This window comes from Acinetobacter sp. D009, from assembly GCF_038562025.1.
GTDB lineage: Bacteria > Pseudomonadota > Gammaproteobacteria > Pseudomonadales > Moraxellaceae > Acinetobacter > Acinetobacter pittii.
The window spans coordinates 89441-103648 of the sequence record NZ_CP151886.1 but is presented as its reverse complement, the minus strand read 5'-3'; the positions used below and the strand labels follow the sequence as shown (position 1 = coordinate 103648).

General features: G+C 39.7%; 12 protein-coding genes and 1 pseudogene. 8 read left to right on the top strand and 5 right to left on the bottom strand.

The genetic code is table 11. The features are described 5' to 3' along the window. Positions 1–3: 3 nt before the first annotated feature. On the bottom strand, positions 4–1227 hold the full coding sequence (gene serB / locus AAC388_RS00465) for a phosphoserine phosphatase SerB (RefSeq protein WP_032036206.1): 1224 nt from the start codon (positions 1225–1227) through the stop codon (positions 4–6). Between the two features lie 59 nt (positions 1228–1286). On the opposite strand from serB, the gene AAC388_RS00460 reads away from it, so the two are divergent. From AAC388_RS00460 to glmS, 8 genes are all read left to right on the top strand, one after another. Continuing rightward, complete coding sequence (locus AAC388_RS00460; RefSeq protein ID WP_078224885.1) at positions 1287–2594, top strand: hypothetical protein; 1308 nt, start codon at positions 1287–1289, stop codon at positions 2592–2594. 240 nt (positions 2595–2834) lie between these two features. After that, a complete protein-coding gene (gene ribBA / locus AAC388_RS00455) occupies positions 2835–3956 on the top strand; it encodes a bifunctional 3,4-dihydroxy-2-butanone-4-phosphate synthase/GTP cyclohydrolase II (RefSeq protein ID WP_002119278.1) in 1122 nt (373 codons plus the stop codon). An 11-nt stretch (positions 3957–3967) separates the two neighbouring features. After that, positions 3968–4438, top strand: coding sequence for a 6,7-dimethyl-8-ribityllumazine synthase (ribE, locus tag AAC388_RS00450; RefSeq protein ID WP_002119264.1), 471 nt, complete (start codon positions 3968–3970; stop codon positions 4436–4438). A 3-nt stretch (positions 4439–4441) separates the two neighbouring features. Next, positions 4442–4891, top strand: coding sequence for a transcription antitermination factor NusB (gene nusB / locus AAC388_RS00445; protein WP_002119137.1), 450 nt, complete (start codon positions 4442–4444; stop codon positions 4889–4891). 16 nt (positions 4892–4907) lie between these two features. Next, positions 4908–5825, top strand: a complete 918-nt coding sequence (gene thiL, locus AAC388_RS00440) for a thiamine-phosphate kinase (RefSeq protein WP_086399887.1) — start codon at positions 4908–4910, stop codon at positions 5823–5825. Next, on the top strand, positions 5803–6318 hold the full coding sequence (locus tag AAC388_RS00435; protein WP_032023096.1) for a phosphatidylglycerophosphatase A: 516 nt from the start codon (positions 5803–5805) through the stop codon (positions 6316–6318). The genes thiL and AAC388_RS00435 overlap by 23 nt, the downstream gene beginning before the upstream one ends. 16 nt (positions 6319–6334) lie before the next feature. Next, positions 6335–7699, top strand: coding sequence for a bifunctional UDP-N-acetylglucosamine diphosphorylase/glucosamine-1-phosphate N-acetyltransferase GlmU (gene glmU, locus AAC388_RS00430; protein ID WP_032005035.1), 1365 nt, complete (start codon positions 6335–6337; stop codon positions 7697–7699). Positions 7700–7711: 12 nt separating this feature from the next. Continuing rightward, positions 7712–9550 (top strand): glutamine--fructose-6-phosphate transaminase (isomerizing), encoded by a 1839-nt coding sequence (gene glmS / locus AAC388_RS00425; RefSeq protein ID WP_017386164.1) that lies wholly within the window; start codon positions 7712–7714, stop codon positions 9548–9550. 239 nt (positions 9551–9789) lie between these two features. On the opposite strand, the pseudogene AAC388_RS00420 reads toward glmS, so the two are convergent. The 4 genes and pseudogenes from AAC388_RS00420 to AAC388_RS00405 form a co-directional block, all read right to left on the bottom strand. Further along, positions 9790–10084 (bottom strand): annotated as a pseudogene (locus AAC388_RS00420) (hypothetical protein). A gap of 720 nt (positions 10085–10804) precedes the next feature. Next, a complete protein-coding gene (gene murI, locus AAC388_RS00415; protein WP_342371058.1) occupies positions 10805–11605 on the bottom strand; it encodes a glutamate racemase in 801 nt (266 codons plus the stop codon). A gap of 23 nt (positions 11606–11628) precedes the next feature. After that, a complete protein-coding gene (locus AAC388_RS00410; RefSeq protein ID WP_342371057.1) occupies positions 11629–12267 on the bottom strand; it encodes an HAD family hydrolase in 639 nt (212 codons plus the stop codon). A 99-nt stretch (positions 12268–12366) separates the two neighbouring features. Then, the gene (locus AAC388_RS00405; RefSeq protein ID WP_342371056.1) at positions 12367–14199 is read right to left on the bottom strand and encodes a DUF885 domain-containing protein; all 1833 of its coding nucleotides are present in this window, start codon (positions 14197–14199) and stop codon (positions 12367–12369) included. Positions 14200–14208 lie beyond the last annotated feature (9 nt).

Here is a 14208-nt window from a genome sequence, read left to right as displayed (position 1 = left end):
AGGTTAAGCACGATTTAAATCTTTATCATGCATACCCAGTAAATACAGCACACCATCTAAACCAACACTTGAAATTGCCTGATTTGCATTTTGGCGTACTAATGGTTTTGCACGATAAGCAACACCTAAGCCTGCAATCGCAAGCATCGGTAAATCGTTTGCACCATCGCCTACGGCCATCGCTTGCTCTAAAGAAATTCCCATCTTATTTGCAAGTTCGCGTAATAACTCAGCTTTACGGGCACCATCAACAATTGCACCTTTTACTTCGCCTGTTACGAAGCCGTCTTGCACATCTAAAATGTTAGCGTGAACTTCATCAATACCGAGTTTGCCTTGTAAATACTCAGCAAAATACTGGAATCCACCAGATAAAATTGCTGTTTTATAACCAAGTGCCTTTAAGGTCGAGATAAGACGTTCTGCACCTTCGGTAATGGTTAAACGCTCTGCAATTTTAGGTAAAACAGCAGCATCAAGCCCTTTTAATAATGCAACACGTGCACGGAAGCTTTGCTGGAAATCAAGCTCACCTTGCATCGCTCTTTCAGTAATTTCAGCAACTTGTGCGCCTACCCCTGCTTCAATCGCCAACTCATCAATCACTTCTTGTTCAATTAATGTTGAGTCCATATCGAAACACACCAAACGGCGATTACGGCGATAAGCGTTGTCTTCTTGAACAGCAACATCGATATTTAGTTCGCTTGAAAGAAGTAAACATGCAGCACGCATGGCTTGTGCATCTAAAGTTGGGCCGCTACTTAAACCAAACTGTACACAGGCACGACGTGGAAATTTGTTATCTCCTTCGAAGTCTACACGACCTGATAAACGTGTTACCGTTTCGATGTTAAAGCCTTGGCTAGACACAATTTTTGTAACTGCTTGTAAGTGTGCCGCAGTGAGTTCTGGGGCTAAAGCCGTGACGATATAACGAGTACGTCCGCCTTCACTTACCCATTGATCGTATTCTGCGCCCGTGATTGGTTTAAAGCGCACTGTTAAGCCAATATCATGTGCTAAAATCAGAATCTCTTTCATTGCCAATGCGGTCGCAGTTTCATTATCAGAAGCGACCACAATGCCTAATGTAAGTTGATTATGAATAACAGCCTGACCTACATCCAGTATTTGCAATGAATGTACGGATAGTACTTGCATTAATCGGGTAAACTGGTTTGGTTGGTCCGGTCCTAAAAAGGATATAAGAATGATTTCTCGCATGAATTGACTCTAGTCTGAGTGACAACTATTGTAAGAATCATAATCGAATTTCAATATAATTGCCTTGGAAGTTTAACTTGATTGCGCCTAGACAAGGGCTATTTGCTAGCCTACTGATCGTTAGTTTTGCATTGCATACCTTTTTATTGGTCATTGCAACGACACACCAGCTTAATGAAAACCGTGCGAGTCAAGGTCAGCTCATGACCAGTCAGCTCGTTGCAGACAGCTTATCTGAGCTTGAACCTGCTAATACGGTGTCTTTAGCTCTGATTGCCAATCGCTATGCGACCAATCCAAGTGTTGCGTCTATTCGCATTCTTGATGCGAACAAACAGGTTCTAGCAACGAGCGGAATTTCTAAAACCCGCCAAGGCGAAATTTTTGCTCGTGATGCCCTTCAAAATGAAAAGAAAGTGGGATCTATCGAAGTTACGTTGATTCAGCCAAGTATTGGAGAAATTCTTCGTACTCAATGGCTTGCAATTTTAGCTTCTCTGTTTTTGCATGTTTTATTGTGGCTTGCCTATCGCGCGATTGCTCGTCCAACCCGTAGCGAATATTTGGCACGTATTAATGAAGAAAACCGCTTAAAGCATGAAATTCAGCAGTTAACTCAAGCATTGGCTCTAGAAAAACAAAATACGGTAACCTTGGTTGCACAAGCTCAGCAACAAGCTAAAGCGAAACCAGCAGCTCGCCAACAAGCCGAAAAAACTTCAGATTCAGCTGACCAACATACGTTGGCACTCAATATTCAGTTTTATGACCCTAAACAGTTATTAAGCAGTGTTAACCAATCGGTATCTGTTCCTTATTTCAAACTCTGCCAGCTCTTTTTAAACAAGAGTATTGAGTTATGCGTTAAGCATTACCAATTGAAACTCACAGATATTGAAGTAGTAGATGAGTTTAATGCCGACGGTGCGACACTTGCGATTTCAACCTCTCATCCACATGCCGTAGAATGTCTGCTTATGATTGGAACCGTATTCCAATTACTTTCAGATGTTTTATATAAACGTTACCGTGAAGATAAACGTTTTGCGCTGCAAACTCGTAGTGCAACATGTAATGCTGTAGAAGCTATGCAAATCGATGCAAAAGAAGCTGCTCAACGTTTAGCACAGCATCTTCACGCTAAAGAGTCTGCTTTATATCTCGAAAATGAACAACTCAAAGCAATTCAAGACAGCTACCAACTTGTTGCAATGCCAAACCCAAGCAATGTGATGACACGTCATGCATTTATGATCAATGGTATGAATGCAGAATGTGCTGAACTTGCCCAAAATATCCGGACTGAAATTTTAATGGGGAAAAAATCAATTCCACAAAATGATAGTCCAAGTAGTGCAGCTTCATAAAAAGTAACTACGCGCATCAGAACCTAGCCTTTTGGCTAGGTTTTTTTTATTTAAATTCATAGCTTTTATTTAAAAATACTCCATTTTCTTATGATTTATTTGTATAAATAAATCTCGATCTATTCTTAGAGGTCACAAATTTGGATAAATCAGAATCATAGGCAAAATTCTCTAAACAGCGTAAACTATGCAAAATTTATTAAATAGAAATTGTCTTACGACAAAAAAAGGTGAAAGCGAATGCCGCTGAGTCGTGTTGAAGATCTTGTCGCCGATATTCGTGCAGGCAAAATGGTTATCTTGATGGATGACGAAGATCGCGAAAATGAAGGTGATCTTGTCATTGCAGCAACGCATGTTCGTCCTGAAGATATTAACTTCATGATTACCCATGCACGTGGTCTAGTTTGCCTAACGCTAAGCCGTGAGCGCTGTAAACAGTTAAACCTTCCGTTGATGGTTGACCAAAACGGTGCTCAGCACAGTACAAACTTTACCTTATCAATTGAAGCCGCTGAAGGGATTACCACGGGTATTTCAGCAGCAGAGCGTGCACATACTATTCAAGCTGCTGTCGCAGCGCATGCAAAACCAACTGATATCGTACAGCCGGGCCATATTTTCCCGTTAATGGCACAACCAGGTGGTGTTTTACATCGTGCAGGCCATACCGAAGCAGGTTGTGATTTAGCACGTTTAGCAGGTCTTGAACCAGCTTCTGTCATTTGTGAAATCATTAATGAAGATGGCACAATGGCACGCCGTGCAGATTTAGAAATTTTTGCCGAGAAGCATGGCTTAAAAATTGGTACAATTGCGGACTTGATTCACTACCGCATGACCAATGAGCAAACGGTTGAACGTCTGGATCAAAAAACCATTCAAACAGAATATGGTTCATTTGAACTTTATCGTTATCGTGAGATTGGTAACCCGGACATTCATTTGGCTTTAGTTAAAGGCGAGCCAAAAGAAGGTGTTACAACAGTACGTGTGCATGGTTTTAGTCCAATTCGCGATTTGCTTAAGCTAAATAAAGCTGATGGTGAACCTGCGTGGAACTTAGACCGTGCCCTACAGACGATTGCAGCGAGTGATCGCGGTGTTTTAGTCTGGATCGGTCAAGATCATTTGCAAGACTTGGGACCAGCGTTGGATGATTTAAATAAGCCAAAACCGGTGAAATCCAATGCAGCACTTTCACATCAATATCAAACCATTGGTGTCGGTGCTCAAATTTTGCGTGATTTAGGTGTTGAAAAAATGAAGCTTCTTAGCTCACCATTACGTTTCAATGCTTTATCTGGCTTTAATTTAGAAGTAGTGGAATATGTCACTGCTGATCAAATCACAACGAAATAATCGAGGTTGCTATGGCAATTCGCCGTATTGAAGGTTTATTACATCTCGCAAGCGAAGGTCGTTATGCGATTTTAGTGGGTCGTTTCAACAGCTTTGTTGTTGAACACTTATTGGATGGTGCAATCGACACATTAAAACGTCACGGTGTAAATGAAGATAACATTACTGTTATTCACGCTCCTGGCGCATGGGAACTCCCGATTGTTGCTAAAAAATTAGCTACATCAAACCAGTTTGATGCAATCATCGCACTTGGCGCAGTGATTCGTGGTAGCACACCACACTTTGACTTCGTTGCTGGTGAATGTGCTAAAGGTTTAGGTGTAGTGGCGTTAGAAAGCAGCTTGCCTGTCATCAATGGTGTATTAACTACTGATAGCATCGAGCAAGCCATCGAACGTTCAGGTACAAAAGCAGGAAACAAAGGTAGCGAAGCTGCATTGACTGCTATTGAAATGGTTAATTTATTAAAGGCAATTTAAAGCATGTCTCAAACACTGCAAGCCGCTTATGCAGCAAAACGTAAAGCACGTCGTTTTGCTGTACAAGGTATTTATGAGTGGCAAATGAGTCACAACCCTGTACATGAAATCGAAGCACGCACCCGTGCTGAAAATGCAATGCACAAGGTAGACTTAAACTACTATCACGAACTTCTAACACAAGTGATTGCACAGCACGAAGATCTTGATGCATTACTTATTCCGGTACTTGACCGTGAACTTAGTGCACTTGATGGTGTAGAGCTCGCAACATTACGCTTGGGTGCTTACGAGTTACGTGATCATTTAGAAGTACCTTACCGAGTAGTTCTAGATGAAGCTATTGAACTCGCTAAACACTTTGGTGGAGCAGATAGCCATAAATATATTAATGGCGTTCTAGATCGTTTAAGTTCAACACTACGTAGTGCTGAAAAACAACAAGCAAACTAATAGGTTTGAAGTTGATATGGCTGAGTTTTCTATTATTGAACAATACTTTAACAGACAATCTTACACAGATGTCACCTTGGGTATTGGAGATGACTCAGCCTTAATTACCCCTCCCGTAAACCAACAATTGGTGATCTGTGCAGATACACTCGTTGCTGGACGTCACTTCCCTCTTGATACTTCTGCCCATGCAATTGGCTGGAAAAGCTTAGCTGTCAATCTTTCAGATATTGCAGCAATGGGGGCAAAACCGCATAGTATTTTACTGGCTCTCAGCCTACCCACAATTGATCATGAATGGCTTGAAGGATTCAGTCAGGGAATTTATGACTGCTGTAATCAATTTGGTGTTGCTCTGATTGGTGGAGATACAACCCAAGGCCCTCATCTCACCATTACTGTCACGGCCATGGGCTGGATTGAAACCGGACAAGCCGTGTTACGTTCAGGTGCCAAAGTCGGTGACTATGTTTGTGTGAGCGGTCAAGTGGGTGATGCCGCATATGGTTTACAGCACCTAGGTCATCCATTACAAAAAAGACTAGACTACCCGACTCCACGTTGTCAGCTTGGACAACAGCTGAAGGGGTTAGCATCTAGTATGATTGATATTTCTGATGGATTAGCCCAAGATTTAGGCCATATTTTAAAAGCTTCAAAGGTTGGTGCCCGATTACTTTTAGAAAAGTTACCAATTGATTCAACACTAGAAGAACTACCAGAACAACAGCGCTGGCAATATGCTTTAGCTGGTGGTGATGATTACGAGCTATGTTTTACAATAACACCGCAAAATTATGAAAAACTTTTGCAAAAACAACTAGACATTAAGATTACAATGATCGGAGAGATCGTTGAGCAAACACAACTAACTTTTGAGCACTTGGGTTCAGATTACCCATTGCAAATTCATGGATACCAACACTTTGCATAAGCCACCGATTCATTTTAAGGACATGTCTTGGTTCAACCGCTGCATCGTTTTCTGTGGAGTTGGTTTCGGATCTGGTCTCGCACCTAAAGCTCCCGGTACTTTTGGCTCTGCCTTTGCCCTACTCTTCATTCCAATCTGGTTATCGCTTGGATTTAACTTAAGCTTGATCGCTATCCTCATCATGTCCTTGGTCGGGATTTATATTTGTGGCCAAACTGCAAAAGTTATTGATGTACACGATGATGGTCGAATTGTGTGGGACGAGTTTGCAGGTCAATCTATTACCTTCCTTCCTCTGCTTTATTTACAACAAATGAATTGGATGTGGGTGATTGGGGGATTTATATTATTTCGACTTTTCGATGTTTGGAAACCTTGGCCTATACGCGTTATTGATCGTCAAGTGCATGGTGGTTTTGGTATTATGCTTGACGATATTATTGCCGGTGTATGGGCTGCTCTTTGTACACTAATTATTATCCATTTGAGTTAAATCATTAGAGTTATACATGTCAACTACCGTCATTATTCTTGCTGCTGGCAAAGGAACGCGTATGCGTTCTCAGCTTCCTAAAGTACTACAACCTTTAGCGGGTCGCCCACTTTTAGGACATGTCATTCAAACAGCAAAAAAAATACACGCAGAAAATATTATTACGATTTATGGACATGGTGGTGACCACGTCAAACAAACTTTTGCACAAGAAAAGATTCAATGGGTTGAACAAGCAGAACAACTAGGTACAGGTCATGCAGTACAAATGACTTTACCCGTACTTCCTAAAGACGGTATTTCATTAATTCTTTATGGTGATGTACCTTTAGTACGTCAAACAACGCTAGAGCAACTTGTTGAAGTTTCAAGTAAAACGGGCATTGGCATGATTACTTTACATGTCGACAACCCGACAGGTTATGGTCGTATCGTTCGTCAAGAAGGTAAGATTCAAGCAATTGTTGAACATAAAGATGCAACAGAAGCTCAGCGTCAGATTCAAGAAATCAACACAGGTATTTACTGTGTTAGCAACGCAAAACTTCATGAGTGGTTGCCTAAACTTTCAAATGAAAATGCGCAAGGCGAATATTATCTAACTGACATCGTAGCAATGGCTGTTGCAGATGGTCTAGAAATCGCATCTATTCAACCAGAGCTCGCTTTTGAAGTTGAAGGCGTCAATGACCGCTTACAACTTGCTGCACTTGAACGTGAGTTCCAGCAACAGCAAGCAAAAGAGCTTATGCAACAAGGCGTAACTTTTGCAGACCCTGCACGCTTTGACTTACGCGGTTCTGTGAAAGTTGGACATGACGTTCGTATTGACGTAAATGTGATTATTGAAGGTGACTGTGAACTGGGCGATTTTGTAGAAATCGGCGCTGGTTGTATTTTAAAGAACACCAAAATTGCGGCAGGCACTAAAGTTCAAGCCTATAGCGTTTTTGATGGTGCAGTAGTTGGTGAAAATGCTCAAATTGGACCATTTGCACGCTTACGCCCAGGCGCTAAATTGGCAAATGAAGTACATATCGGCAACTTTGTTGAAGTTAAAAATACAACGATTGGATTGGGTAGTAAAGCTAACCATTTCACCTATTTAGGTGATGCAGAAATCGGTGCTGAATCGAATATTGGGGCAGGTACGATTACTTGTAATTACGACGGTGCAAATAAACACAAAACCACTATTGGCGATGCCGTTTTTATCGGTTCTAATAGCTCGCTGGTTGCTCCGGTGACCATTGGGAATGGCGCAACAGTTGGTGCGGGTTCTGTGATTACGAAAGATGTAGCCGAACAAAGTCTCTCCTTTGAACGTGCGCAACAAATTTCAAAAGCAAATTATCAACGTCCCCAAAAGGTTAAAAAATAAGAGGATTGAAGTATGTGTGGTATCGTCGGAGGCGTTGCAGAACGTTGTGTAACCGAGATTTTAATTGAAGGTTTAAAACGTCTTGAATACCGCGGTTATGATTCTGCGGGTGTTGCTTTACTGAATAACCAACAAATTTTACGTGAGCGTCGTGTAGGTAAAGTTATTAATCTTGCCGATGCAGTTGCTGAACACCAGCTTACAGGGGCTATCGGGATCGCACATACCCGTTGGGCAACACATGGTAAACCAACTGAAAATAATGCTCACCCGCATATGTCTGGTAAGGTTGCTGTTGTACATAACGGTATCATTGAAAACTACCAAGAATTAAAAGACGACCTTCAAGCTTTAGGTTATGTTTTTACTTCTCAAACAGATACTGAAGTTGTTGCACACTTAGTTGCTGAAGCTTTAAAAAGCACAGATAGCCTTTTAGATGCTGTTGAAACTGTTGTACCTCAGCTTAAAGGTGCTTACGCGCTAGGTATTATCCATAGCGATTATCCAGATGAACTGATTACTGTACGTGAAGGTTCACCACTCGTGATTGGCGTAGGTATTGGTGAAAACTTTATTAGTTCAGACCAACTTGCACTTTTGCCTGTAACTAACCGCTTTATGTACCTAGAAGAAGGCGATATTGCACGTCTTACTCGTACTTCAATTGAAGTATTTGCAAATGGCGAACGCGTTGAACGTCCAGTGCGAGAACTTGATGCAACCGTAAGCAGTGCATCAAAAGGTGAATACAAGCACTACATGCTCAAAGAAATTTATGAGCAACCAGAAGCAATCAAGCAAACAATTTCTCAAGCGCTTGATGGCAATAGCTTACGTGATGATTTCTTGAAAAATGCTGATGCAGATTTCAACAAAATTCAAAGCGTACAAATCATTGCGTGTGGTACAAGCTACCATTCAGGAATGATTGCGAAATATTGGTTTGAGCAACTGATTGGTGTGCCTTGCCAAGTTGAAATCGCAAGTGAATTCCGTTATCGCACCCCTGTAATTGTTGAAAATACACTTTATATTTGTATTTCACAGTCAGGTGAAACTGCCGATACTTTAGCTGCACTACGTGAAACTCAAAAACGTGCTAAAGCAAACAATATCGATATTCAGACTTTAACCATCTGTAACGTTGCGACGTCTTCAATGGTTCGTGAAACTGATCATCACTTATTGACGCTTGCTGGTCCTGAAATTGGTGTTGCTTCAACTAAAGCGTTTACGACTCAGCTTGCTGCACTTATGTTGTTAATCTTGAAAATTGGTCAAGTGAAACAACGTATTAGCCCTGCTCTTCTTGAAGAAATTACACGTGAGCTATGGCACAGCCCGAAAGTTATTCTTGATACGCTTAAACATGATCCAGAAATTTTGCGTTTGTCTGAATTATTCGTTGAAAAAAATCACTGCTTATTCTTAGGCCGTGGTACGAATTATCCAATCGCATTGGAAGGTGCATTAAAGCTAAAAGAAATTTCATATATTCATGCAGAAGGCTATGCAGCTGGTGAGTTAAAGCACGGCCCATTAGCACTTGTTGATAATGAAATGCCGATCGTAATTCTTGCTCCAAATGATGAAATGCTTGATAAGCTAAAATCAAATATGGAAGAAGTTCAGGCACGTGGTGGTGAATTATTTGTTTTCGCTGATGAAAATAGCGGAATCAATGAAAAAGACCGTCAACACGTTGTACATATTCCAGCAGTAAACGAATGGTTAGCTCCAATCGTTTATAGCGTACCAGTTCAGTTATTGTCTTATCACGTTGCTGTATTACGTGGTACCGACGTTGACCAGCCACGTAACTTGGCGAAGTCAGTAACTGTAGAGTAATTCAAAAAGATCATTATTAAGGCATCACCTGCTTTAATAACTGATTGATTAAGCCCGATACGCATTAATTGCCTATCGGGCTTTTTTTATTGCGTTCATATCGCTACACAGACGCTTTTACGTGAAAGAGAATCTAGTTTGATAGTAGGGAACTCTCCTAGGACCCTATGTCACAATGGACTTTTACTTTTGCGCTGATTTAAAGTTTGAGAGATCATTGCGACACAGAGATAAAGGAGCTAAGCGAACTTAGCCCATTTTATTTTTATCGTAGCGTTGAATGCTGCTGAACAAGTTAGGGGCAAAGCCCTGTGGGAGAACAGGACTTTGCAAACTGGTGTGTTTTAAACGTTGCACGATTTGAGGTGAATACACTTGCGCGAGCTGTTGGCAAATACAATCGCAACTTGCTTGCATATGTTCACCTGACAAGCAAATTCTTTTAAATTCCTGCTGAGCGTTCGCATCATCATTTGTAATACTGTAAGCACCGACCACAAGATTTAAAACCAATATAAATTTATGAAGTTTCATATTATTCTCATGATTATTTATATCTTTAAATAAAATAAAAATATTATTCGTTTAAATATTAAAATAATTTTTTAAATAATAATTAATCCTCCCATAAAAAACAGGAAAATAAAATAATTAAGATTATAAAATAAAAATAATTTATAAATTTAAAAAATCAGGTCGCAGAAAACCCATATTTTAAATAAATAAAACTATTAACGGAGAGAGAAAATGAGTTTAAATAATGGCATGGCCAACTCCTTAAAAATGGAGTCCTACCACCAAATTACCGCGAATTAATTTATGGTGGCAGAACGAAAGAGGGTTAGCAGACTGACCTAGCGACCAGCACGCGCGAACGCGTCCCCCTTCCGCCCTACCATAGAGAAAAAAGGGGGCACAAAGGTTCCACATGGGAAATACTCAGAAAGTATAACCCATTCGCTAGGATACGGTCTGCTAAAACCGACTGGCAATGTAGGCCAGCAACGAAATATTAATCGGTATAATAAAGAACGTCAATTTATTTTAATAAAAAAGTTTAAATATAATAATTTTATTCATATTTAAATAATATTATTCTCTTTATTATATTTATGGCTTTTAATTAAATTTAAAATATAAAATTTGGTTATATATATTTAGTTAATAAAATAGATTTATCGTTAATTTTAATTTAATAGTTTATATAGATATATAAGATGATAAGCATATACCTCTTATCATCTTTTCTAGAGTTTACTTTTCTATAGCTTTTACGGGTAATCGCGTACCTAACAAAGAAAAAGTCACGTCCGCAACTTCCAACGGGTCTGAACTGGTCCAAATAATATGATTCCCCTCATTTGGACTTTCAGAACTTAAATGATATTGATTGAGCTGCCGAATTAATTGCGCTGTTACAGCTTCCGAAGGCTCAATAATTTGAATATCACGGCCTACAATTTCCTGAATCGCATCTGAAATAAACGGATAATGGGTACATCCTAAAATAATCGTATCGACTTTTTGTTCGACCAACGGCGCCAAAATATTTTTTAAATAATCTTTAACTTCCGCGGTATGCGCTTTGCCCGTTTCGATTTTTTCGGCCAAACCAATACAAGGTACTAAAGACACTTTGATATTTTGTGCGTAAGTTTCGATTAAATTCTTGAGATTTTTTCCCTTAATCGTCGTTGCAGTTGCCAACACAGCAATATGCTTGCTCACGGTCATTGCCACAGCAGGTTTTACCGCTGGTTCTATGGCAATAAGTGGCACATTAATTTGCGCTCTAATCGTTTCAATCGCTACAGCGGTCATGGTGTTACAAGCAATCACGATCGCTTTGCATTTGCCATGAGCAACTAGGTTTGAAATTAAATGCGTGGTTCGTGAAACAATCCAGTCGCTTTCTTTGTCTCCATACGGGACATATTTCGAGTCGGCGAAATAGATAATATCTTCATTCGGAAGGGCCTGCCGAATATGCTTAAAGAGAGACAACCCGCCTAAACCAGAATCAATCATTCCAATCGGGTTGTTATTGTTATTCATGGTTTGTCCTGCATTTCATATATTTAGAAAAATTCTTTCATGGTTGCCAAGTCATCGAGCACGACTTTGGGCTGAATGGTTTTTAATTTTTCGGCCGATGTATAACCCCAACCGACGGCAGCAAAATCAATACCTGCTTTATGTGCAGCTTCGCCATCAGTGGTTTGGTCTCCGACATAAATGGCCTGCTCTTTATTTAAATTCAAAATGTTGAGAACACGCTTAATTCGTTTAGCTTTGCCAAATATAGACGAGCCACCATCAATATGGCTAAAAAGTTCACATAGTTCTTTACCAAGAATACTTTGACAGTTTTCTTTAGAATTTGAAGTAATAATTGCGAGCGTATATCCCCGCTTATGCAGTTCAATTAAGTGATCCCGCATGCCTTCAAACATGTAAACTTCTTGGTCTCTTTCTTTCATTAAACGAATGAAATCTTTGGCAATCCAAGGCAGTTTCCACCTAGAAACATTCATCTCTTTCATAATTTCTTTTGGTGAAAGGTGTTTGTACTGCTCTACTTCATGTAGCTCTACAGATTTAAATTTATACTTCTTGGCAAGCTGATTTAAAGCACCTAAAAAAAAGCTAAAGGAGTCGACTAAAGTACCGTCTAAATCAAAAATAATAGCTTGGTATTCTTTTAAAGGTTTTTCCATTTTAAAGTTCTGAAATAAAATATATTTTTTATAATTATATTCTGTTTTCTATTGGCTTTTAAATCAGGCCCAACGAGGACCTGACCTAAATTTCGAATTTTATTTTAAGCTGCCGCTTTTTTGTTCCTTAATCCAATTTTTAATACGTGCATCGAGTATATTTAAAGGCAATGTTCCTGCATTTAAAACCATGTCATGAAATGCTTTGATATCAAAACGATCTCCAAGCTCCTGTTTCGCAAGCTCCCGTAGCTCTAAAATTTTGAGTTGGCCCATCTTGTATGCCAAGGCTTGGGCAGGAATAGCAATATAGCGATCTGTCTCTGCCTGAATATCTGGTTCATCTAAAGCAGAATGTTCTCGCATAAAATCAATCATTTGCTGACGGGTCCATTTTTTATAATGTACCCCAGTGTCAACCACTAGACGACAAGCACGGAACAACTCACTCGATAGTCTTCCATAGTCTGAAAGCGGATCTTTATAGAAACCAACGTCTTTGCCCAGTTGCTCTGCATAAAGTGCCCATCCTTCAATATAAGCGGTATGGTTGGGTTGCTTTCGGAACATCGGCAAATTTGGCAAGTTTTGGGCAATATCAATCTGCATATGGTGGCCGGGAATTGCCTCATGGTAAGCGGTCGCTTCCATTAATATTTTTGAACGTTCAGAGAAGTCCCCTGTATTCACATACACTTGTCCGGGACGTGAACCATCAGGTGTGCCTTGGTGATACTCCGCACCTGCCGCTTCTTTTTCTCGATATTGCTCTACAGGTAAAACTTCGACTTTATTTTTGGGTAATAAACCAAACAGCTTCGGCAACTCTGGCTGCATTTGGGCAATATATCCCCGATAAATCTCTAAAATTTCTTCACGAGATTTTGGGAAAACAGCGGGATTTGTTTTTAAGGATTGTTGGAAACTTTTTAAGTCATTGAAACCTTGCGCTTTGGCAATTTTCAGCATTTCCGCTTCTATGCGAGCAACTTCTTTTAACCCGAGCTGATGAATATTTTCAGGGCTTTCAGAGGTTGTCGTATTGTTTTCTACATAAAAGCGATAGAGCTCGTCACCGTTTGGCAAGCTCCATATACCCTCGTGTTGTCGTCCATAGGGTAAGTAATCTTTCTGAATAAACGTTCCGAGTTTTTGATAGGCAGGTCGAACATTTTGATCTATGGCCTGTAGTAATTCACGGCTTAAACGCTCTTGATCTGCTTTCGAAATATTTTTTGGAAATTGCTTTAATGGAGAAGCAAACACACTGTCTGTCCCTGCGGGAACTGCAATGCTATTAATCTGCTTTGCCACCTTTTCAATTAAGTATTTGGGTGGCATCAAAGCATCTTTTTGGCCTTGTTTTGCTAACTGAATACCTTGATCAAGAATAAGAGGAATTTGTTTTAAACGAGCAATATAGTCTTGATATTGCTTAGCATTATCAAATGGAATCGAACTAATAAATCCCGGAAATTGTAAATGTAGTCCCCACATTTGATTGAAAGGCATCTCATACAATTTCAAATCATAATTTTTAAGTGTCTCTTTCAACTGATAAATCATTAAATCTTTATTTAATTGATCAGTTGCTGAAAATCCTGTGCTATCAATCGCTTCAAAACGTTTTAAAAAATTTTGCGTACTTTTTTTATCTTTCTCGATCTGATTTTTTGAAAGCTCTGTCCATCGATTGTTATAGCGTAAATCTCCTAAAACGGTTGCAGTTTCAGGACTATTTTTCAAAGTATATTCCCACTGTTCCTGTAAAAGTTGGTTTAAAGCTTTCACCCGAACAGAGATATCACTCTTTTGTTTAGATTGTGATTTTTCGATGCTATTTGTATTTATTTCGGGGGATGTAGCATTAGAAGAATGAGACATCCAAAATAAAACACTGATACAAGCCAATTGTAAGGTTCTGTTTTTCATTTAATTATC

Excerpts from the sequence above, each read along its gene's own strand:
- serB (WP_032036206.1), bottom strand. The coding sequence starts at position 1,227 with ATGCGAGAAATCATTCTTATATCCTTTTTAGGACCGGACCAACCAAAC.
- ribBA (WP_002119278.1), top strand. The coding sequence starts at position 2,835 with ATGCCGCTGAGTCGTGTTGAAGATCTTGTCGCCGATATTCGTGCAGGC.
- ribE (WP_002119264.1), top strand. The coding sequence starts at position 3,968 with ATGGCAATTCGCCGTATTGAAGGTTTATTACATCTCGCAAGCGAAGGT.
- nusB (WP_002119137.1), top strand. The coding sequence starts at position 4,442 with ATGTCTCAAACACTGCAAGCCGCTTATGCAGCAAAACGTAAAGCACGT.
- thiL (WP_086399887.1), top strand. The coding sequence starts at position 4,908 with ATGGCTGAGTTTTCTATTATTGAACAATACTTTAACAGACAATCTTAC.
- AAC388_RS00435 (WP_032023096.1), top strand. The coding sequence starts at position 5,803 with ATGGATACCAACACTTTGCATAAGCCACCGATTCATTTTAAGGACATG.
- glmU (WP_032005035.1), top strand. The coding sequence starts at position 6,335 with ATGTCAACTACCGTCATTATTCTTGCTGCTGGCAAAGGAACGCGTATG.
- glmS (WP_017386164.1), top strand. The coding sequence starts at position 7,712 with ATGTGTGGTATCGTCGGAGGCGTTGCAGAACGTTGTGTAACCGAGATT.
- murI (WP_342371058.1), bottom strand. The coding sequence starts at position 11,605 with ATGAATAACAATAACAACCCGATTGGAATGATTGATTCTGGTTTAGGC.
- AAC388_RS00410 (WP_342371057.1), bottom strand. The coding sequence starts at position 12,267 with ATGGAAAAACCTTTAAAAGAATACCAAGCTATTATTTTTGATTTAGAC.
- AAC388_RS00405 (WP_342371056.1), bottom strand. The coding sequence starts at position 14,199 with ATGAAAAACAGAACCTTACAATTGGCTTGTATCAGTGTTTTATTTTGG.